Source organism: Mesorhizobium sp. M2A.F.Ca.ET.043.05.1.1 (assembly GCF_003952445.1).
Classification (GTDB): Bacteria; Pseudomonadota; Alphaproteobacteria; order Rhizobiales; family Rhizobiaceae; genus Mesorhizobium.
In genome coordinates, this window is the sequence record NZ_CP034446.1 from 3,934,877 (window position 1) to 3,954,434 (window position 19,558).

Genomic DNA, 19,558 nt, shown 5'->3' on the forward strand with positions numbered 1-19,558 from the left:
AGCCCGGCGCCTCGTCATCGATTACCGCTCCCACTTCCAGCCGAGTATCTCAGGCATGTCCTGCCCGTGCTTGCGGATATAGGCTGCGTGCTCGATCAGCTTGCCTTCCATGGCCTGCCTCAGCTGGATGTGCGCGCCGGCCGGCTCGGGAATGCGGTCGAGCACGCCGAGCACGAGATGATAGCGGTCGAGCCCGTTCAGCACGGTCATGTCGAACGGCGTCGTCGTCGTCCCTTCCTCATTGTAGCCGCGCACATGGATGTTGTCGTGATTGGTCCGCCGGTAGGTCAGGCGGTGGATCGTCCACGGATAGCCGTGATAGGCGAAGATGACAGGCTTGTCCCTGGTGAACAACGCGTCGAACTCGTGGTCCGACAGCCCATGCGGGTGATGTTCCTTCGGCTGCAGCGTCATCAGATCGACAATGTTCACCACACGGACCTTGAGGTCGGGAATGTGGCGCCTCAGGATTTGAACGGCGGCCAGCGTCTCGAGCGTCGGCACGTCGCCGGCGCAGGCCATCACCACATCCGGCTCGGCCCCGCCGTCGGTCGACGCCCACTCCCATATGCCGATGCCGGCGCCGCAGTGGACTTTCGCCTCGTCGATCGACAGCCACTGCCAGGAATTGGCCTTGCCGGCGACGATGACGTTGATGCGGTTCCATGTCTTAAGCACATGGTCGGTCACGCAAAGCAGGCTGTTGGCGTCCGCCGGCAAGTAGACGCGCACGACGTCCGCCTTCTTGTTCAGCGCCACGTCGATGAAGCCTGGATCCTGATGGCTGAAGCCATTGTGCTCCTGCTGCCAGACATGGCTGGACAACAGATAGTTCAGCGAAGCGATCGGCCGCCGCCAGGCGAGCTTGCGGCAGGCATCCAGCCATTTCGCATGCTGGTTGAACATGGAATCGACGATGTGAGTGAAGGCCTCGTAGCAGGAGAAGAAGCCGTGGCGCCCGGTGAGCAGGTAACCTTCCAGCCAACCCTGGCACGTATGCTCGGATAGAATTTCCAGAACCCTGCCTTCCCGCGCCAGATGGACATCCTCGGGAAGGATCTCTTCCATCCAGGCGCGCTCCGTCACCTCGAAGACATCCTGCCACCGGTTCGAGGCCGTCTCGTCGGGGCCGACGATGCGGAAGTTCCTGGCAGCCCGGTTCAACCTCATGACGTCGCGCAGGAAGCTGCCCATGACACGGGTCGACTCCGCCTTGACGCCGCCGGGCCGCTCGACCGGGACGGCATGCTCATCCAGGCCCGGCAGTTCGAGAGACCGGCGCAGCAGGCCGCCATTGGCATGCGGATTCGCGCTCATGCGCCTGTCACCTTGCGGCGCGGTGGCGCGGATCGCGGCCAGGGGTGCGCCGGCGGCATCGAAAAGCTCTTCGGGCCGGTAGCTTCTCATCCACTCCTCAAGCATCCTCAGATGCTCGGGGTTTTCGGCCAGGCCGGAAAGCGGGACCTGGTGTGCTCGCCAGAACCCCTCGGTCTTCAGCCCGTCGACCTCCTTCGGACCGGTCCAGCCCTTCGGGCTTCGCAGCACGATCATCGGCCATTTCGGCCGCGGCTGCGCGGTCTTCGCGCCGCTGCGGGCCGCATCCTGGATCGCCTTGATGCGGTCGAGCGCATCGTCGAGCACGACCGCCATCCGCTCATGCATCAACGCCGGATCGTCACCTTCGACGAACAGCGGCTCGTAACCGTAGCCGACGAACAGCGCACGCAGCTCTTCCTCGGGGATACGGGCCAGAATGGTGGGATTGGCGATCTTGTAGCCGTTGAGGTGGAGGATCGGCAGCACCGCGCCGTCAAGCGCCGGGTTGAGGAACTTGTTGGAATGCCAGGAGGTGGCGAGCGGCCCGGTTTCCGCCTCGCCGTCGCCGACGACGCAGGCGACGACAAGGTCCGGGTTGTCGAAGGCCGCTCCATAAGCGTGCGAGAGCGCGTAGCCAAGCTCGCCGCCTTCATGGATCGAGCCGGGCACATCAGGCGCCGCATGGCTCGGGATGCCGCCAGGAAACGAGAACTGGCGGAAGAGCTTCTTCATTCCGGCCTCGCCCAGCGCAATGTCCGGATTGGTCTCGCTGTATGTGCCCTCGAGATAGGTGTTGGCCACCATCGCCGGCCCGCCATGGCCGGGACCGCAGATATAGATGACATTGGCATCGCGTTGCCTGATGGCGCGATTGAGATGCGCATAGATGAAGCTGAGACCAGGCGAGGTCCCCCAGTGGCCGAGCAGCCTTGGCTTGACATGATCCAGCCGAAGGGGTTCGCGAAGCAGCGGATTGTCGAGCAGATAGATCTGCCCGATGGTCAGGTAGTTGGCGGCACGCCAGTAGGCATCGATGTCTTGCAGTTCCTGCGCGGACAAACGATTGGCGCTGGGATGCTCGGTCATTTCCGACTCCTTCGCTGGGTTGAACCGATGCGGATGAAGCACAACGCATCAACGCTGCCACCGGTTCATGACCGGTCCATGTCAGGACCGGGCGCGCCTTCGATCTATCCGGCAGGGAGCCGGCGGGCTTTGATCCATCGCAAAATGCCGAGGCAGGCCGGCCGCGGCTCCAAACAGCATCGCAAAACTGCATCACGCGAGACAAGGCGGCGGCTTCTTTGCTTCAGAGCAACGAACGCATTGAAGAGGCCAGTCAGGATAGTTGTTCGCAAATGCGGACAGGCAAAGATGAAACGCAAATTGAATGACGATGCGACGATGGACGGGATCATGCGCGAGGCGCCGGCGGCAGTTCGTGTCGTCCTCCAGCACGGAATGTTGTGCGTCGGCTGCCCGATCGCTTCCTTCCACACTGTTTCGGACGCCGCACGCGAGCATGACCTGGACGAGGATCAGCTTCGCTGGGACCTGGAGGCGGCCATCGACGCCGGTGGAGCGGGCTAGCCCTTTGCCGAGCGGCCTTCAGCGATGACGAGGAGGCGGTGGGGTTCGACCACGACCACCCTTTGTCGTCCGCTCTTGACCAGCCCCTGGTCTTCCCAGGCGGAAAGCAGGCGGCTGACCGTGTGAAGCGTGGTGCCCGTCATCTCGGCAACGTCCTGGCGTGAAATGGGGAAGTCGATCATGATGCCTTCCTCGGTCTTTTTCCCTGACTGCTTGATCAGCTTCAGCAAGGCATGCGCAACGCGCTGCTCCACCTGCTCGGTGGACATCTCGATGACGCGAGCATGAGCGTCCTGCAGCCTTATTCCCACCGCCTTGTAGGCATTGGCGCTGAAGCTCGGGTAGCTCGCCGCGAATGTAGCCCAGAGCTGGCTCGGCCAGGCGAGCGCCACGCAATCGACCGCCGCAAGGGCATTCGCCGGATAGGTCGTCCGGCCCAGCGCGCTGGCGATCCCCATCAATTCGCCCGGGCTTATGTAGCGCACGGTCACCTCATGACCATCCGGAGTCGATTTCACCACGCGCACATGGCCATCGAGCAGCAGGAAGAACGAATGGGCCTCCTGCTCCTGCTCGAAAACCGGCTGATCCTTGGCGATGCGAATGGACCTTGCCTGTCCGGTTATGCGATCCAGGTCCGCGGAGGCGATCCCCTCGAAGACAGGCAGTCCGGCAATCAGCGATCGATCAAGGCTTGCCAACCGCCTTCCTCCCCAACTTCAACGGCGCAATGCGTTCAGGCTCTGCCTGACTGTGTCACGGACGACCGCCCGTCGACAAGTGAAGCCTCCCCGTCGGCGTGGCAAGGCGATCACTCCCTTGTTTGCGCTGAGGCAAATTCCGGGCCTCGGAGCCCGGATAAAAGCGGCCAGCAGGCGTCTTGCCTGGTTTTCAAAGGGGCATGTCATGGCAATTCCACGGACGCGGCCAAGCGCCTATCCGGCAATTCTCTCCTACGGGTTCCGGCCATTCTTCCTTCTGGGCTCGCTACAGGCCGCCATTGCGATGCTGCTATGGCTGCCCCTTTATTACGGCAGGCTGGAAACCTTCAGCACGTTCCTGCCCGTGGACTGGCATATCCATGAATTGCTTTTCGGCTACCTGCCGGCGGTCGTGACCGGCTTCCTGCTGACCGCAATTCCGAACTGGACCGGCCGACTTCCCGTTCAGGACTTTCGCCTCCTTTCGCTGGTGCTGCTCTGGGTTGCCGGTCGGGCGGCCGTGTTCCTTTCCGCGGAAACCGGGTGGCTGTTGAGCGCCGTCATAGACTGCTCTTTTCTTCTGGCGGTGGTTGCGGCCGCCGCAACGGAGATCATCGCCGGACGGAACTGGCGGAATCTCAAGGTGCTGCTGCCAGTCGCGACCCTATTTGCGGCAAACGTCATATTTCATGTTGAAGCGCATTACCAAGGCATCTCCGACATGAGCCGGCGCCTGGGTCTTGGAGCGGTCGTCGTCCTCATCATGATCATAGGCGGGCGAATAGTCCCCAGCTTCACCCGCAATTGGCTGGTGCGCGAGAACCCCGGCCGCATCCCGGCATCATTTGGCAAGTTCGACATCGGAACGATCGCGCTGTCCGCCGTCGGCCTCGCGGCCTGGACCTTCTTTCCCGCCAGTCTTGCAACCGGCGCGCTTCTGATCGCGGGAGCGGTCTTCAATAGTGTTCGGCTTGCCCGCTGGGCGGGCGATCGGACACTGGGCGATCCGTTGGTGCTGATCCTGCATATTGCCTTCGTCTTTGTGCCGCTAGGCCTGCTGCTTGCCGGACTGACCGTCCTCGCACCGGGTGCCGTTCCAGCGGCGGCAGGCATTCACGCATTTGCCGTTGGGGCGGTGGCCTGCATGACGCTTGCCGTGATGACCCGCGCCTCCCTCGGCCACACAGGCCGCGAACTGGCGGCAGGCGCCGGAACGCGTGCGATCTTCGTTGCGATCGTCATCGCAACCATCCTGCGCGTTGCTGCGGCCATGGCTCCCGGCGCTGCGATTCTCCTGCATGTCTCGGCGGCGCTATGGGTTACCGCTTTCGTCGGCTACGCCGTGTTCTTTGGCGGAATGCTCACGCGGCCACGCCGGCAAGCGCGTAACAACGCTGAATGAACGCATGGGCCGACACTGACCATCATGCCGGTTCCGCGCCATCACTTTCGTCGCGGCATTTGAGCTAGCGCAAATCGCCACGTCCTCCGACGATCTAAAAGCGCGCGACGGTAGATGCCGTGGTGAAACAAGAAAGGAACTCTCCGATGAAACTGCCCCTCATTGCCGCGGCGGTCGCGTTGCTCTCGATGGCCGGCGCCGCGAATGCCGAAGAACATGTCGTCCAGATGCTGAACAAGGGTGAAAAGGGCGCGATGGTCTTCCAGCCCAACTTCGTCCGGGCGGCGCCCGGCGACACGATCAAGTTTGTGCCGACCGACAAGACCCACAATGCCGAGGTCATCAATGGAATGCTTCCGGACGGCGCCGAGCCCTTCAAGGGCAAGGCGAGCGAGGAGATCACGGTCACCCTCACCAAGGAAGGTGTCTATGGCGTGAAATGCGCTCCCCACTACGGCATGGGCATGGTGGCGCTGATCGTCGTCGGCAAGCCGGTCAACCTCGAGGCGGCGGAAGCCGTCAAGCAGATCGGCAAGGCAAAGCCCGTCTTTGCCGAGCTGTTCGCCGAGGCGACCAAAGCCGCTTCGAACTGATCCGACAGCATGGGGGCTGCCTCCGGCAGTGCCGGGCCGGAAGCACGGGCCGGGCGGACCTTGGGAGAGGTCCTGCCCGGCCATCTTTTTGTCGGCCGCGTGTGCGCGGTGAGCCTATCTGGCCTCCTGTAGAGGCAAACTCCTCAACAAAGAGCAACTGCACCTGTCACAGGTTTGCGCAATCGCAAAGACGAGATTTTCGAAGTCGTTATTCTGACGATATCGAAATGATTGAAATGAGGAGAGGTTATGATGCTTACGAGACGCGAAGCTTTGCTGGGTTCTGTTCTTACCGCCGCCGCTGTTGCCGCTGTCGGCTCGACGCCGGCGATGGCGGCCGTGACGGATGTGGCCGAGCTGCCGCGCGAAAAGGTCACGCTTGTCGCGCCGCCTTTCGTGCACGCTCACGACCAGGTGGCCAAGGGCGGCCCCAAGATCGTCGAGTTCACCATGAAGATCGAAGAGAAGCCGATGGTCATCGACGCCGACGGCACTCAGCTCAACGCCATGACCTACAACGGTTCCATTCCGGGCCCGCTCATGGTCGTGCATGAGGGCGACTACCTCGAGCTGACCTTGATCAACCCCGACACCAACACGCTCGCCCACAATATCGACTTCCATGCGGCGACCGGCGGGCTCGGCGGCGGTGCGCTGACGCTGATCAACCCCGGCGAGCAGGTGACGCTGCGCTTCAAGGCGACCCGGTCCGGCACATTCGTCTATCATTGCGCGCCTGGCGGGGCGATGATCCCCTGGCACGTGGTGTCGGGGATGAGCGGGGCGGTGATGGTCCTGCCGCGCGATGGCCTGAGGGACGAAAAGGGCAAGCCCGTACGCTACGACCGAATTTACTATATTGGCGAGAACGACTTCTACATCCCGCGCGACGAGCAGGGAAAGTTCAAGAAGTACGACTCGGCCGGCGACAACTACGACGACACGGTGAAGGTGATGCGCGGCCTTGTCCCGACGCATGTCGTGTTCAACGGCAAGGCTGGATCGCTGACCGGCGAAAACGCCATGAAGGCCAAGGTCGGAGAGACGGTGCTCATCGTCCACTCGCAGGCCAATCGCGACACCCGTCCGCACCTGATCGGCGGCCATGGCGACTTCGTCTGGGAACACGGAAAGTTCGGCAATCCCCCCGCCAAGGATCTCGAGACTTGGTTCATCCGGGGCGGATCGGCGGGCGCCGCGCTCTACGCGTTCCGGCAGCCGGGCGTCTACGCCTATGTCAATCACAATCTGATCGAGGCGGTCGAACTCGGCGCCACCGCGCACTTCACTGTGGACGGAAAATGGGACGACGATCTGATGATGCAGGTCGAGGCTCCCAAGGCGATTGCCTCATAGAAGGCTGATCGACCTGCGACCCGCCGTCGATATCGGCGGGTCGCAGCCGCTAGCGGAGCTTGAGCATGTCCTTCGATCCTGTCTTCACATTGGGAACGATCGCGGCCGCCGCCCTCATCGGTCTCGGCGTCAGCAATGCGATCGACGGGGCGACGCCCTCGCGGGTTCCAGCTGCCGTGGCGAAGCTGGTCGCCCTGGCGCCCGGATCACTCGAAAATCCGCGGCCTGGTGAGTTCCTCCGGGACAATCATCCCGTACCCGCACCCGTGGCGAAGGAAACCATCGACACGCCGCTGGAAATCATGAAGTTCCAGGTGACGGCGTCGGACTATGACCGTTGCGTTTCGGACGGCGCCTGCAAACCTGCCGACTCGCGTCTCGTCGGCAACGTTCCGGTGACGGGCGTCAGCTTCCTCGATGCCCAGGCTTACGCGAATTGGCTGTCGGCAAAAACGGGTGAAACCTGGCGGCTGCCCACCAACGTAGAGTGGGCCTATGCAGCTAGCGAGCGGTTTCGGCCCGATATCGAGGGGGGCGACGGCGACCCGGCGGATCCGGCGAGGCGATGGCTCACCCAATACCGCAACGAGGCGGCGCTCGGCCGTAAAGCGGATCCTGAACCGCGTCCTCTCGGGGCATTCGGAATCAACTCAAAGGGCGTTGCGGATATTGCCGGCAACGTCTGGGAATGGACATCGACCTGCTACGCCCATGTGACGATGGCCAGCGATGGCGTTGCCAGTTCGCTCACCAATTGCGGCGTGCACGTTGTGGAGGGTTTCCACCGAACCTACATGTCGAACTTCATCCGCGACGGCAAAAGCGGCGGCTGCGCGGTCGGAACTCCGCCGGACAATCTCGGGTTTCGCCTGGTCCATGAACGCGGCGGCTTCCTGCAGGCCGCGCTTCGCCGATTGGGCCTCACCTGACTGCCCCACAACAAAGGAACTTAGATGACTTCGAAGCCGGCCCTGCTTGACAGAGTTCGCCCCGCCGCCGAACAGCCCCTGGCCCGCCCCGGCGTGGACCGGCCCTCGATCGGGGTGCTGGTGCGCGAGTTCTATTCCAGGGTGAGAAAGGATGAGCGGCTCGGGCCTATCTTCGCCCGGGAAATCGCCGGTGACTGGGAGCCCCATCTGGAGAAGATGACGGACTTCTGGTGTTCCGTCATCTTGAAGAGCGGCGACTATCATGGCCGACCTGTGCCGGCCCATCTGAAGCTCAAGGACGTGACCGAAGCAGACTTCGGGATTTGGCTGGCTCTCTTCGGCGAGACGGCATCCCGCCTGTTCGCGCCCGAGATCGCGGCGGTGTTCGTCGAGCGGGCGGAAAGGATAGCGACGAGCCTCAAGCTCGCCATGTTCTTCCACCTCGGCCCTGCCGCCAGAGACGTTTCGGGAAAAGTATGAGCGGTCAGGTTCGCACCCCTCGCCATAGCCGTTCGTTCACATTTTCTAAAACAGGAGGATGAGCGGTTTCGCCGTTCCTTGCTCCAAGTGACCGGCAAGCAGGGAGCAATCCACCGAGCTGACATCCGGTTTGATTCCGCGCATGGACTGTGATGGACTGTAGCTGTTCGAGCCCCTGATTTCCGCGATGATCCTCAATCTTTTCGTCGGCACGATCGTCATCAGCCTGACGGTCCTGATCCACACTTTCGGGCTTATCGCGATCACTTATGTGATGTCCCGACTCGTTGCGCTGTTCCGGATGCACGGGCGGCGCAGCCGGGTCATCGCCATGATCACGGTCGTGATGGGGCTTTTCGCTATCATGACGGCGGAAGTCTGGCTGTGGGCCGGGATCTACCGGCTGCTCGGAATCTTCAGCGATTTCGAGACGGCGCTCTACTTTTCGACCATCACCTTTTCGACGGTCGGATATGGCGATGTCGTCCCGGCTCATGGCTGGCGCGTGCTGGCGGCCCTGGAAGGCATCAACGGCTTTCTGCTGATCGGCTGGTCGACAGCCTATCTGATCGCGGCCGGGACCCGTGTCGGGCCGTTCAGGGTGGGCGAGCATTTCTGAGCCGCCGCCTGAAGCCTATTCAAACCGCCACCGAATGCCTGCCGGTTCCATTGCTGAGGTATTTGTCGAATTTCGCCGCCACCGTGCGGACAAGCGGACGGCTTCCCGCCGGCACGACGAAGTTCTCGCCTTCCAGCCGGAGAAGCTGGCCCGCCCCGCCGATGGCCAGTCGGCTCGCTTCGCAAAGCAGCCTTTGACCGACATTTCCAAAGCGGTCGACAAGCTCCACCGCCGAGAAGGCGAAGTTGCACATCAGGCGCTCGATGACCCAGCCACGCGCCTCATCTTCGACGCTGAATTCTATGCCGCGCGCTATCGCCAGCTCTCCCGAATCCACGGCTTTCTGATATTCGCCCGTCGCGACGATGTTTTGTGCATGGCCCTGGCGATACCGGCTGATCGACGAGGGGCCCAGACCGATCAGGGTTTCGCACTGGTCCTCGGTGTAGCCCTGGAAATTGCGGCGGATCTTGCCGGCGCGGGCGGCAACCGCCAGCGTGTCCCCGGGCTTCGCGAAATGGTCCAATCCCAATGCCTCGTAGCCGGCATCGACAATCAGCTGCGCGGCAAGCTGCGACTGCGCCAGGCGCGCGACGGAGTCGGGCAGCCAGGCTTCATCGATCATCGTCTGATGCTTCTTGAACCACGGCACATGCGCGTAGCCGAAGAGCGCAAGCCTGTCCGGCGCCAAGGTCAGCGCCTGGGCAACGGTCGCCGCGACGCTCTTGCCGGTCTGATGCGGCAGGCCGTAGAGCAGGTCCAGGTTGACGGATGTGATGCCCCTCGCCCGCACCGCATCGACAATGCTCTTGGTCAGCGCGAAACTCTGCTCGCGATTGATCGCCTTCTGCACCTTGGGATCGAAATCCTGGACACCCAGGCTCGCCCTTGTCATCCCGATCGCGGCAAACGCGTCCAGCCGACCCTCGTCCATGTCGTTCGGGTCGATCTCGACGCTGAGGCTGGCATCGTCGAGGAAGTCGAATTGATCCCGCAACGCCTTTCCGAGCATGAGGATGTCGTCGGGCTTCAGCAATGTCGGGGAGCCGCCGCCGAAATGAACGGCGCGGACCCTGCCGCGGCCGCTGACGAGGCCGCCAACCGTTTCGATCTCCTTGTGGAGCGAGCGAAGGAAAGTGGCCACGGGCGCATAGTGGCGTGTCTGCTTGGTATGGCAGGCACAGAACCAGCATAAGCGGTCGCAATAGGGGATGTGCAGATAAAGCGATATCTCGTCATCGCCTTCGAGCGCATCCATCCACCCGCGAACCGTGACCGCGTCAACGCCCGGATGAAAATGCGGCGCCGTCGGATAGCTCGTGTAACGCGGCACGTTGTCGCCAGGGCTCACGGTCGGAGCTGGACGCGGCGGATCGATGGAGGCGGCGGGCGGGGTCATGACGGTCAAACTGCCCGAACGACGCCGGCAAAACCTTGATCTCGATCAAGGCGACTCAGGTCAAAACCCGGGCAGATTGCCGCTCCTACTTGACCACGGGCGTCGCAATGACCGCCAGACAGGATGTTCAACAAGCCGACGTCCCCGCAATTTGCAAATCCTGCGAAGCGCGGCAGGATGGGTTATGCGGCGCCTTCAACGCCCGCCAACTCGCCGAGTTGGCCAAAGCCTCGTCCAGGCATGAGGTTCCGGCAGGCACGGAACTACCCGACGACGGAACCTACTCCAACCTTCTGTCCGGCGTGGTCAAGCTCACGAGAAATCTCTCGGATGGTCGTCAGCAGATTGTCGGGTTCCATTTCGCGCCCGATTTCCTGGGCAGGCCGTTCGAGGCAAAGAAGCCGATCAGGGCCGAAGCCTTGACGAATGTGGCGCTCTGCTCGTTTCCAAAGGCAATCATCGACCGGATGGCAAACGAGATGCCGGAGCTTGGACGTCTGCTGCTGAAGCATACGCTGAACGAGCTCGACGAAGCACGCGACTGGATGGCGGCGCTGGGGCGCAAGACCGCGTCCGAGAAGGTCGCAAGCTTCCTCCTCATGGTCGCCAGAAACACCGATCCCGCGCACCATCCGGCGAGCCCGATAAGCTTCGACCTGCCGCTGACACGCACCGATATCGCCGATTTTCTCGGGCTGACCATCGAGACGGTCAGCCGGGAACTGTCCAGGTTGCGGTCCGACGGCACGATCCGGATCGTCAACAAGCGGCAGATCAGCCTCGCAAGCATGGCTCAGATCGAGGAACGCTGCGGCGACTGAGCGGCGACGATCCTCCTGCGAGCCTTCGCTTGCTTGATATCACCAAGGTCCCAAGGTTCGGCCTTGCAGGTCGTTTCGCTGGCGTCCCTGCCTGAAGCGGGATCAGTTTCCGACGCCCTCCAAATAAAAGCAGTGCGCGTTTGACCTGGATCAAGGCCGGGGGGCCGGGAAATCTCGAAAAGGTGGCTCGGGCGGGTATTTCCGCCGGAACTTTCGAGACGAGATCGGGGACTTGCGATGAAATTTGGCACGGAGATCGTCCTTCTAAGCCTGTTCGCCTTTGGCGCCCTCGTAGCCGCCGGCTTCGGGGTGGATGAACCTTTTCGCCAGCACATGTGGGTTTTGTTCTTGGCCGTGGCTGGATTCACTGCGGTCCTGCTGCGCACTACGGATTTCAAGCCCGCGGCGCCGATCGACCCATCCGCCTACATGGATGGTCCGATCCGCTACGGCGCCATTGCGACGGTGTTCTGGGGCGTCGTCGGCATGCTGGTCGGCTTGATCATCGCGCTGGAGCTTGCATACCCTCAGCTTAACATCGGGCCCTGGTTCAATTTCGGGCGGCTGCGGCCGCTTCATACCTCCGGTGTGATCTTCGCCTTTGGCGGCAACGCCCTTCTGTGCACATCCATGTATGTCGTGCAGCGCACGTCCCGCGCGAGGCTGTTCGGCGGCAATCTCGCCTGGTTCGTCTTCTGGGGCTACCAGCTGTTCATCGTCATGGCCGCGACCGGCTATCTGCTGGGCATCACCGAAGGCCGCGAATATGCCGAGCCGGAATGGTATGTCGACCTCTGGCTGACGATCGTCTGGGTCGCGTATCTGATCCTTTTCCTCGGCACCATTCTGAAGCGCAAAGAACCTCATATCTACGTCGCCAACTGGTTCTACCTGTCCTTCATCGTCACCATTGCGATGCTGCATGTCGTCAACAACCTGTCGATGCCGGTCTCGTTCCTCGGCTCGAAGAGCTACTCGGCGTTCTCGGGTGTTCAGGACGCGCTGACGCAGTGGTGGTACGGCCATAATGCAGTCGGGTTCTTCCTGACGGCGGGCTTCCTCGGCATGATGTACTACTTCGTGCCCAAGCAGGTGAACCGTCCGGTCTATTCCTACCGGCTGTCGATCATCCACTTCTGGGCGCTGATCTTCCTCTATATCTGGGCCGGGCCGCATCACCTCCATTACACCGCCCTGCCCGACTGGGCGCAGACGCTCGGCATGGTGTTCTCGATCATGCTGTGGATGCCCTCCTGGGGCGGCATGATCAACGGCCTCATGACCCTCTCCGGCGCATGGGACAAGATCCGCACCGACCCGATCGTACGCATGATGGTGGCGGCCATCGCCTTCTACGGCATGTCGACCTTCGAAGGGCCGATGATGTCGATCAAGACGGTCAACTCGCTGTCGCACTATACGGATTGGACAATCGGCCACGTCCATTCGGGCGCGCTCGGCTGGGTCGGCCTGATCAGCTTCGGCGCGATCTACTACATGGTGCCCAAGCTCTGGAACCGCGAGCGGCTCTATTCGATGCGCCTCGTCACCTGGCACTTCTGGCTGGCGACGCTCGGCATCGTTGTCTACGCGGCGGTGATGTGGGTCTCGGGCATCATGCAGGGGCTCATGTGGCGCGAATACGACGAGCAGGGTTTCCTCGTCTATTCCTTCGCCGAGACGGTCGCCGCGATGCATCCCTACTACATCATGCGCGCCGCGGGCGGCGCCATGTACCTGGCCGGCATGCTGATCATGGCCTGGAACATCACCATGACCATCCGCGGCTACCAGCGCAAAGAGCAGCCTTTGCCGGGTTCCGCCCCCGCCCTCCAGCCTGCCGAATAAGGAGCCAGACATGGGCCTGATAGACAAACACGCGCTGATCGAGAAGAACGCGACGCTTCTTCTCGTCGGATCCCTGCTGGTCGTGACCGTTGGCGGCATCGTCGAGATAGCGCCGCTCTTCTATCTCGACAACACGATCGAGAAGGTCGAGGGCATGCGGCCGTACACGCCGCTGGAGCTTGCCGGACGCAACATCTATGTGCGCGAGGGATGCTATCTCTGCCACAGCCAGATGATCCGGCCCTTCCGCGACGAGGTGGAACGCTACGGCCATTACAGCCTGGCGGCCGAGTCGATGTACGATCACCCCTTCCAGTGGGGATCCAAGCGAACCGGACCGGATCTTGCTCGCGTCGGCGATCGCTACTCCAACAGCTGGCAAGTTCAGCATCTTGCCGACCCGCGCTCCGTGGTGCCGGAATCGGTCATGCCGAAATATGCTTTCTTGAAAGACACGCCGATCGAGGTGAAGGATTTCTCGACGCATCTGGTTGCGAACAGGCGCGTCGGGGTCCCCTACTCCGACGACATGGTCGCCAACGCAAACGCCGACCTGACGGCGCAGGCCGATCCCAATGCCGACACGACCGGCCTGGAGAAACGCTACCCCAAGGCCAAGATCGGCGACTTCGACGGCAACCCGCAGCAGGTCACCGAGATGGATGCTCTCGTAGCCTATCTCCAGATGCTCGGCACCCTGGTCGATTTCAAGAACTACGACGAAGCAGCCGGCTACCGCTGAGGAGGGCAACCGATGGAATACAACTTGATGCGGGAGTTCGCCGACAGTTGGGGCCTGCTTGCCATGGCTTTGTTCTTTGTCGGCTGCATTGTCTTCGCGCTGCGTCCGGGTGGCAGAAAGCGTGCCGACGACGCCGCTAAAATTCCTCTCCAGGACGATTGATCATGAGCAACGAGCATATCGACGAAATCTCGGGCATCACGACGACCGGCCATGAATGGGACGGTATCAAGGAGCTCAACAATCCTCTGCCGCGCTGGTGGGTAATCACCTTCTACATCACCGTGGCCTGGGCGCTCGCTTATACGATTGCCTATCCCGCTTGGCCGATGCTGAGTTCCGCCACCAGGGGTGTCCTGGGCTTCTCCAGCCGCAATGACGTCAAGAACGAGATGGCCGCGGCTGACGCCGCCAAGGCCAAATACGTCACGGCGATACAGTCCAAGACCGTTTCGGAAATCGCCGCTGACGACACGTTGCGCGAGTTCGCCGTCGCCGCCGGCGGCGCGGCATTCAAGGTCAATTGCGTGCAGTGCCACGGCTCGGGCGCGCAAGGATCGACAGGGTTTCCGAACCTCAATGACGACGATTGGCTCTGGGGCGGCAAGGCGGAGGAGATCCAGCAGACGATCACGCACGGCATCCGCTTCGCGACGGACCCCGACACCCGTCAGTCGGAGATGACCCCTTTTGCGGACGTGCTCAAGCCGGAACAGATCGCCCAGGTCAGCGCCTATGTGGCGAGCCTTTCCGGACCGGTGCAGGACAAGAGCCTGATCGAGCCCGGCGCCAAGGTTTTCGCGGACAATTGCGCCGCCTGCCATGGCGAGAACGCTAAGGGCAACCGCGACCTCGGAGCACCTAATCTGACGGATGCCATCTGGCTCCACGGCTCCGGCGAGGCCGCGATTGCTGCCCAGGTGCGAGCCCCGAAGAACGGGGTGATGCCTGCCTGGGTCGGCCGTCTCGGCGAGACGACGGTCAAGGAACTGGCTGTCTATGTCCATTCGCTTGGCGGCGGAGAATAGGAGCGGGGCCTATTCTCGGCCCTCGGCCGTTCAAGCGACGAGGCCCGGTCATGCCGGGCCTCGACTTGCTTTTTGATGGCTCAATTTGACCTGCATCAACGCGACGCGCCCGCGCGATTGCGAGATTGCCGGAAAGAAGGCGGCATCATTTCGCCGTGATTGGAGATCGTCGTGCTGGATCAGTCGCAGGTAGAACGGCTCGAGGCCGAAGCGGTCAACTCCGCGAAGACGCGACAGCCGCTCTACGCCGCGCGCAAGAAGATCTTTCCGAAGCGCGCCTCCGGCCGTTTCCGCCAGTTCAAATGGCTGGTGATGGCGATCACGCTCGGCATCTATTACCTGACCCCCTGGCTGCGCTGGGATCGGGGGGCTTTCGCTCCCGACCAGGCCGTTCTCATCGACCTGGCGAACCGCCGCTTCTACTTTTTCTTCATCGAGATCTGGCCGCAGGAATTCTACTACGTCGCCGGCCTTCTGATGATGGCGGGCGTCGGTCTTTTCCTGATCACATCGACGGTCGGGCGAGCCTGGTGCGGCTATACCTGCCCGCAGACAGTCTGGGTCGACCTGTTCCTTGTCGTCGAACGCGCAATTGAAGGCGATCGCAATGCCCGCATGAAGCTGGATGCCGCTCCCTGGAGCGCACGCAAGCTCTTCCTGCGCGTCTCCAAGCACGCCATCTGGCTTGTCATCGCAGTGGCCACGGGCGGCGCCTGGATCTTCTACTTCGCCGATGCGCCGAAGCTGCTCGGCGAAGTCGTCACCGGCACGGCGGCGCCCATCGCCTATGCCACGATCGCGGTGCTCACCGGCACCACCTATGTGCTCGGCGGGCTGATGCGCGAACAGGTCTGCACCTACATGTGCCCGTGGCCGCGCATCCAGGCCGCCATGCTCGACGAAAACTCGCTGACGGTGACGTATAACGACTGGCGCGGCGAGCCGCGCTCGCGCCACGCCAAGAAGGCCTCGGCCGCCGGGCAATCGGTCGGCGACTGCGTCGACTGCAACGCCTGTGTCGCCGTCTGCCCGATGGGAATCGACATCCGTGACGGCCAGCAGTTGGAATGCATCACCTGCGCCCTTTGCATCGACGCCTGCGACAGCGTCATGGACAAGCTCGGCCGGGAACGCGGGCTGATCTCCTATGCAACGCTGGCTGACTACAACGCCAACATGGCGTTGGCCACATCCGGAGGCACCGGCCCGGTCAATCCGGCTCTGGTGAGGACGCCGAGCGGCAGCTTCGCCGACGGCCTGGCACATTTCCATCTGGGCAAGATCTTCCGGTTGCGCACCTATATCTATCTCGGCGTGTGGTCAGCGATCGGCCTGGTGCTCGTCTATTCGCTGCTGACGCGCGATCGGCTGGAGCTGAATGTCCTGCATGACCGCAATCCGCAGTTCGTGACGCTCTCGGACGGCTCGATCCGCAACGGCTATACGGTCAAGCTGCTCAACATGATACCCGAGCCGAGGACGGTCGAGATCACGCTGGACGGCCTCGACGGCGGTGAGATGAGCATCGTCGGCATCGACCAGCCCGCAAGCCGCTCCTTCTCCATCCCGGTCGAGCCCGACCGGCTGAAGACGCTGAAGGTCTTCGTCCGGCAACCGGCCGATCAGATCAGGAAGCCGGCGCAGAGTTTCGAATTCCGCATCGACGACACGGCAAGTTCCGAAACCGCCGAATACACTGCAACTTTCAATGCCCCGGAGAACAGCAGATGAGCGCCGAAATGCCGAAGCCGCGCGAGTTCACCGGCAAGCATATGTTGGTCTCCATCCTGGCGTTCTTCGCGGTGGTGATCGGGGTCAATGTCACCATGGCCACACTCGCCCAGAAGAGCTGGACCGGCCTCGTCGTCGAGAACACCTATGTCGCAAGCCAGCAGTTCAACGAAGAAGCCAGGAAAGGCAGGGCGCAGGCGGCGCTGGGCTGGACAGGCAAGCTGACCGTCGCTTCCGGCGAGGTCCGTTACAGCCTTGTCGACAGCCAGGGCAAACCGGTGCCGCTGCGAGGCGTCAAGGTGCTGTTCCGCCACCCGGCCTACGAGGCCGAGGACGAAGCCCTGACACTTGCCGCAGTGGCCGGGAGCGCCGGGAGCGCGGAGGCATTTGCTGTCCGGCACACGCCCAGGAACGGCGTCTGGATCGTGGAGATCGATGCGGATGCCGGGCTGGCTTCACCGTTCCGCGACGTCCGCCGTGTCATGATCTCGAATGGAGCCCTGCAATGAGCTGCTGCGCGCCTGGGGCTGAAATGGCGTTGGAGGTCGCTGGCGCGACATCCGCATCGCCGTCGAGCGAGGAGATCAAGTTGGCCAGCCGCTCCCTGGGCGGCGACATCCACCAGACCGACCTGTCGGTGCCGACGGTTCACTGCGGAGCTTGCATCCAGGCGATCGAGGCGGCGCTCGGCTCGGTCGAGAATGTCGCGTCCGCTCGCGTCAACCTGTCGACGAAGCGTGTGTCGGTCCGCTGGCGCGGCGACATCGTCCCGCCGTTCTTCGCCGTGCTCGGCCGGCTCGGCTATCAGGCGCACCTGTTCGACCCGGAAATTCACGAGAAGGACAGGACGCTCTCGGAGCTGATCCGCGCTGTCGCCGTGGCGGGCTTCGCGGCCGGCAATATCATGCTGCTCTCGGTATCGGTCTGGTCCGGCGCGGAAGGCCCGACACGCGATCTGTTCCACTGGCTGTCCGCGCTGATCGCCATCCCGGCGCTCGCCTTCGCCGGCGGGATCTACTTCCGCTCGGCTGCGAACGCGCTGCGCCATGGCCGCATGAACATGGACGTGCCGATCGCGGTGGGCGTTTCGCTCGCCTACGCGATGAGCCTCTACGAGACCATCAATCACGGCGAGCACGCCTATTTCGACGCCTCGGTGTCGCTGCTCTTCTTCCTGCTGATCGGGCGCACGCTGGATCACGTGATGCGCGAGCGGGCGCGAACCGCGGTCAATGGCCTGTCGCGGCTTGCCGCGCGAGGGGCCGTGGTCCTGCGCGACGACGGAATACGCGAGTACGTGCCCGTCGCCGAGCTCGCGCCGGGAATGCGCCTGCTCATTGCGGCCGGCGAGCGGATCCCGGTCGACGGCGATATCGTCAGCGGGAATTCCGACCTCGATTGCTCGATCGTCTCCGGCGAGAGCGCGCCGAAAGCCGTGAGCGCCGGCACGCATGTCCAGGCCGGCACGCTGAATTTGACGGGTCCGCTGACGATGCAGGCAAGCGCGGCGGCGAAGGATTCCTTCCTGGCGGAAATGGTCCGGCTGATGGAAGCCGCCGAGGGTGGCCGCTCGCGCTACAGGCGGATCGCCGACCGGGTATCGGCACTCTACGCGCCCGTGGTCCATCTGGCGGCCTTCCTAACCTTCCTCGGCTGGATGGTTGCGTCCGGCGATTGGCACCGCGCCATGACCATCGCCATCGCCGTGCTCATCATCACCTGCCCGTGCGCGCTCGGCCTCGCGGTTCCGATCGTCCAGGTGGTGGCGGCCCGGCGCCTGTTCGAGGCCGGCGTCATGGTCAAGGACGGTTCGGCGATGGAGCGTCTCGCGGCGATTGACGCGGCTGTGTTCGACAAGACCGGAACGCTCACTCTGGGGTTGCCCAGGCTCGTCAACGCGGCGTCGATCGATCCGGCCATGCTGGCGATCGCGGCCGACCTGGCGGCGCATTCGCGGCACCCCTTCTCGAAGGCGCTGGCGGCCTATGGCAGCGTTCGCGATCGAACCCAATTCGACCGCGTGCAGGAGGAGCCGGGCTTCGGCATCGATGCGTCCGCCGGCGTCGACATCTGGCGCCTTGGCCGGCGCGGCTGGGCCGGATGGAAGGCCCGCACCGGCGGTGAAGGGCGATATGGCGGCCTTGGCGGCACGGTTCTCGCGAAGAATGGCAGGATCGTCGCATGCTTCGCCTTCGAGGATGCCACGCGGGCCGACGCAAAGGCGGCGGTAGAACAGTTGAAGGACGCCGGCATCTCGGTCGAGATGCTTTCCGGCGACACCGCACGCGCCTGCGGCGAGGCGGCGGGAACCTTGGGCATCGAGAATTTTGTGCCGGCTCTGCTGCCCTCGGGCAAGGTCGAGAGGATCGAGGCGTTGGCCCGCGCCGGTCACAAGGTGCTGATGGTGGGCGACGGCCTCAACGATACGCCGGCGCTCGGCGCCGCGCATGTCTCGATGGCTCCGGCGACCGCAGCCGACATCGGCCGCCAGGCCGCGGATTTCGTCTTCCTGCGCGAGAGCCTGCTGGCGGTGCCGCTCGCCCTGGATGTTTCGCGCAAGGCCGGCCGGCTCATCCGCCAGAACATCGCGATCGCGATCGTCTACAACGCGTTCGCCGTGCCGATCGCCATTCTCGGACATGTGACGCCGCTGATCGCGGCGATTGCGATGAGCGCTTCCTCGTTGATTGTGATCGCAAATGCGATGCGGCTTCAGGCGACGGCGAAAGCGGCTCCTGAAGCCGCTCCCGCCAGGCGCCGCAGCGACGTCATCGAAGCGGCGCACCCATGACAACGCTCGTCTATCTCATTCCCGTGGCCCTGTTCCTCGGCGCGCTCGGTTTGTCCGGCTTCCTGTGGGCTTTGCGCAGCGGCCAATACGAGGATCTCGATGGAGCCGCCGAGCGGATACTGATCGAACCCGATCAGCGAGACAAGGAAGGCCCGCGATCAAACTGATATGGATCAAGGCAGCGTTGCTCCCGACCTCCGAGAGTAAGGCT

General features: G+C 63.1%; 19 protein-coding genes. 16 read left to right on the forward strand and 3 right to left on the reverse strand.

The window, feature by feature from the left end:
* Window positions 1-21: 21 nt before the first annotated feature.
* Window positions 22-2,403: a phosphoketolase family protein gene (locus tag EJ069_RS19225; RefSeq protein ID WP_126062651.1), complete on the reverse strand. Its 2,382-nt coding sequence runs from the start codon at window positions 2,401-2,403 to the stop codon at window positions 22-24.
* A 288-nt stretch (window positions 2,404-2,691) separates the two neighbouring features.
* Between EJ069_RS19225 and EJ069_RS19230 the strand changes: the two genes are divergently transcribed.
* A complete protein-coding gene (locus EJ069_RS19230) occupies window positions 2,692-2,907 on the forward strand; it encodes a DUF1858 domain-containing protein (RefSeq protein ID WP_126062652.1) in 216 nt (71 codons plus the stop codon).
* Here EJ069_RS19230 and EJ069_RS19235 read toward each other — a convergent pair.
* Window positions 2,904-3,608 (reverse strand): Crp/Fnr family transcriptional regulator, encoded by a 705-nt coding sequence (locus tag EJ069_RS19235; RefSeq protein ID WP_126062653.1) that lies wholly within the window; start codon window positions 3,606-3,608, stop codon window positions 2,904-2,906. The two genes, EJ069_RS19230 and EJ069_RS19235, sit on opposite strands and share 4 nt — an antisense overlap.
* A gap of 205 nt (window positions 3,609-3,813) precedes the next feature.
* Between EJ069_RS19235 and EJ069_RS19240 the strand changes: the two genes are divergently transcribed.
* The 6 genes from EJ069_RS19240 to EJ069_RS19265 all read left to right on the forward strand — a co-directional run bounded on the left by EJ069_RS19240 (window position 3,814) and on the right by EJ069_RS19265 (window position 8,987).
* The gene (locus EJ069_RS19240; protein WP_126064799.1) at window positions 3,814-5,010 is read left to right on the forward strand and encodes an NnrS family protein; all 1,197 of its coding nucleotides are present in this window, start codon (window positions 3,814-3,816) and stop codon (window positions 5,008-5,010) included.
* Between the two features lie 146 nt (window positions 5,011-5,156).
* A complete protein-coding gene (locus tag EJ069_RS19245) occupies window positions 5,157-5,603 on the forward strand; it encodes a pseudoazurin (RefSeq protein ID WP_126062654.1) in 447 nt (148 codons plus the stop codon).
* Between the two features lie 252 nt (window positions 5,604-5,855).
* The gene (gene nirK, locus EJ069_RS19250; RefSeq protein ID WP_126062655.1) at window positions 5,856-6,959 is read left to right on the forward strand and encodes a copper-containing nitrite reductase; all 1,104 of its coding nucleotides are present in this window, start codon (window positions 5,856-5,858) and stop codon (window positions 6,957-6,959) included.
* Window positions 6,960-7,024: 65 nt separating this feature from the next.
* A complete protein-coding gene (locus tag EJ069_RS19255; protein WP_126062656.1) occupies window positions 7,025-7,888 on the forward strand; it encodes an SUMF1/EgtB/PvdO family nonheme iron enzyme in 864 nt (287 codons plus the stop codon).
* A gap of 24 nt (window positions 7,889-7,912) precedes the next feature.
* Entirely contained in the window at window positions 7,913-8,368 is a 456-nt protein-coding gene (locus EJ069_RS19260) for a group III truncated hemoglobin (RefSeq protein ID WP_126062657.1), read from the forward strand.
* A gap of 187 nt (window positions 8,369-8,555) precedes the next feature.
* Window positions 8,556-8,987, forward strand: a complete 432-nt coding sequence (locus EJ069_RS19265) for an ion channel (protein ID WP_126062658.1) — start codon at window positions 8,556-8,558, stop codon at window positions 8,985-8,987.
* A 19-nt stretch (window positions 8,988-9,006) separates the two neighbouring features.
* On the opposite strand, the gene hemN is transcribed toward EJ069_RS19265, so the two are convergent.
* A complete protein-coding gene (gene hemN / locus EJ069_RS19270; protein ID WP_126062659.1) occupies window positions 9,007-10,386 on the reverse strand; it encodes an oxygen-independent coproporphyrinogen III oxidase in 1,380 nt (459 codons plus the stop codon).
* A gap of 107 nt (window positions 10,387-10,493) precedes the next feature.
* On the opposite strand from hemN, the gene EJ069_RS19275 reads away from it, so the two are divergent.
* The 9 genes from EJ069_RS19275 to ccoS all read left to right on the forward strand — a co-directional run bounded on the left by EJ069_RS19275 (window position 10,494) and on the right by ccoS (window position 19,514).
* A complete protein-coding gene (locus EJ069_RS19275) occupies window positions 10,494-11,207 on the forward strand; it encodes a Crp/Fnr family transcriptional regulator (protein ID WP_126064800.1) in 714 nt (237 codons plus the stop codon).
* 237 nt (window positions 11,208-11,444) lie between these two features.
* Window positions 11,445-13,055: a cytochrome-c oxidase, cbb3-type subunit I gene (gene ccoN, locus EJ069_RS19280; RefSeq protein ID WP_126062660.1), complete on the forward strand. Its 1,611-nt coding sequence runs from the start codon at window positions 11,445-11,447 to the stop codon at window positions 13,053-13,055.
* Window positions 13,056-13,065: 10 nt separating this feature from the next.
* A complete protein-coding gene (gene ccoO, locus EJ069_RS19285) occupies window positions 13,066-13,797 on the forward strand; it encodes a cytochrome-c oxidase, cbb3-type subunit II (RefSeq protein ID WP_126062661.1) in 732 nt (243 codons plus the stop codon).
* A gap of 12 nt (window positions 13,798-13,809) precedes the next feature.
* The gene (locus EJ069_RS19290) at window positions 13,810-13,959 is read left to right on the forward strand and encodes a cbb3-type cytochrome c oxidase subunit 3 (RefSeq protein ID WP_126062662.1); all 150 of its coding nucleotides are present in this window, start codon (window positions 13,810-13,812) and stop codon (window positions 13,957-13,959) included.
* A 2-nt stretch (window positions 13,960-13,961) separates the two neighbouring features.
* Window positions 13,962-14,825, forward strand: a complete 864-nt coding sequence (gene ccoP / locus EJ069_RS19295) for a cytochrome-c oxidase, cbb3-type subunit III (RefSeq protein ID WP_126062663.1) — start codon at window positions 13,962-13,964, stop codon at window positions 14,823-14,825.
* 171 nt (window positions 14,826-14,996) lie between these two features.
* Complete coding sequence (gene ccoG, locus EJ069_RS19300) at window positions 14,997-16,556, forward strand: cytochrome c oxidase accessory protein CcoG (protein WP_126062664.1); 1,560 nt, start codon at window positions 14,997-14,999, stop codon at window positions 16,554-16,556.
* On the forward strand, window positions 16,553-17,065 hold the full coding sequence (locus tag EJ069_RS19305; RefSeq protein ID WP_042647187.1) for a FixH family protein: 513 nt from the start codon (window positions 16,553-16,555) through the stop codon (window positions 17,063-17,065). Before ccoG ends, EJ069_RS19305 begins: the two co-directional genes overlap by 4 nt.
* A complete protein-coding gene (locus tag EJ069_RS19310) occupies window positions 17,062-19,347 on the forward strand; it encodes a cation-translocating P-type ATPase (RefSeq protein ID WP_126062665.1) in 2,286 nt (761 codons plus the stop codon). The genes EJ069_RS19305 and EJ069_RS19310 overlap by 4 nt, the downstream gene beginning before the upstream one ends.
* A complete protein-coding gene (gene ccoS, locus EJ069_RS19315) occupies window positions 19,344-19,514 on the forward strand; it encodes a cbb3-type cytochrome oxidase assembly protein CcoS (RefSeq protein ID WP_126062666.1) in 171 nt (56 codons plus the stop codon). The genes EJ069_RS19310 and ccoS overlap by 4 nt, the downstream gene beginning before the upstream one ends.
* Window positions 19,515-19,558 lie beyond the last annotated feature (44 nt).

What these genes read in the sequence shown, in the direction of transcription:
- EJ069_RS19240 (WP_126064799.1), top strand. Translation starts at nt 3,814, where the DNA reads ATGGCAATTCCACGGACGCGGCCAAGCGCCTATCCGGCAATTCTCTCC.
- EJ069_RS19260 (WP_126062657.1), top strand. Translation starts at nt 7,913, where the DNA reads ATGACTTCGAAGCCGGCCCTGCTTGACAGAGTTCGCCCCGCCGCCGAA.
- ccoN (WP_126062660.1), top strand. Translation starts at nt 11,445, where the DNA reads ATGAAATTTGGCACGGAGATCGTCCTTCTAAGCCTGTTCGCCTTTGGC.
- EJ069_RS19225 (WP_126062651.1), bottom strand. Translation starts at nt 2,403, where the DNA reads ATGACCGAGCATCCCAGCGCCAATCGTTTGTCCGCGCAGGAACTGCAA.
- EJ069_RS19230 (WP_126062652.1), top strand. Translation starts at nt 2,692, where the DNA reads ATGAAACGCAAATTGAATGACGATGCGACGATGGACGGGATCATGCGC.
- EJ069_RS19255 (WP_126062656.1), top strand. Translation starts at nt 7,025, where the DNA reads ATGTCCTTCGATCCTGTCTTCACATTGGGAACGATCGCGGCCGCCGCC.
- EJ069_RS19265 (WP_126062658.1), top strand. Translation starts at nt 8,556, where the DNA reads ATGATCCTCAATCTTTTCGTCGGCACGATCGTCATCAGCCTGACGGTC.
- EJ069_RS19290 (WP_126062662.1), top strand. Translation starts at nt 13,810, where the DNA reads ATGGAATACAACTTGATGCGGGAGTTCGCCGACAGTTGGGGCCTGCTT.
- EJ069_RS19310 (WP_126062665.1), top strand. Translation starts at nt 17,062, where the DNA reads ATGAGCTGCTGCGCGCCTGGGGCTGAAATGGCGTTGGAGGTCGCTGGC.
- EJ069_RS19245 (WP_126062654.1), top strand. Translation starts at nt 5,157, where the DNA reads ATGAAACTGCCCCTCATTGCCGCGGCGGTCGCGTTGCTCTCGATGGCC.
- ccoO (WP_126062661.1), top strand. Translation starts at nt 13,066, where the DNA reads ATGGGCCTGATAGACAAACACGCGCTGATCGAGAAGAACGCGACGCTT.
- nirK (WP_126062655.1), top strand. Translation starts at nt 5,856, where the DNA reads ATGCTTACGAGACGCGAAGCTTTGCTGGGTTCTGTTCTTACCGCCGCC.
- ccoP (WP_126062663.1), top strand. Translation starts at nt 13,962, where the DNA reads ATGAGCAACGAGCATATCGACGAAATCTCGGGCATCACGACGACCGGC.
- EJ069_RS19305 (WP_042647187.1), top strand. Translation starts at nt 16,553, where the DNA reads ATGAGCGCCGAAATGCCGAAGCCGCGCGAGTTCACCGGCAAGCATATG.
- ccoS (WP_126062666.1), top strand. Translation starts at nt 19,344, where the DNA reads ATGACAACGCTCGTCTATCTCATTCCCGTGGCCCTGTTCCTCGGCGCG.
- hemN (WP_126062659.1), bottom strand. Translation starts at nt 10,386, where the DNA reads ATGACCCCGCCCGCCGCCTCCATCGATCCGCCGCGTCCAGCTCCGACC.
- EJ069_RS19275 (WP_126064800.1), top strand. Translation starts at nt 10,494, where the DNA reads ATGACCGCCAGACAGGATGTTCAACAAGCCGACGTCCCCGCAATTTGC.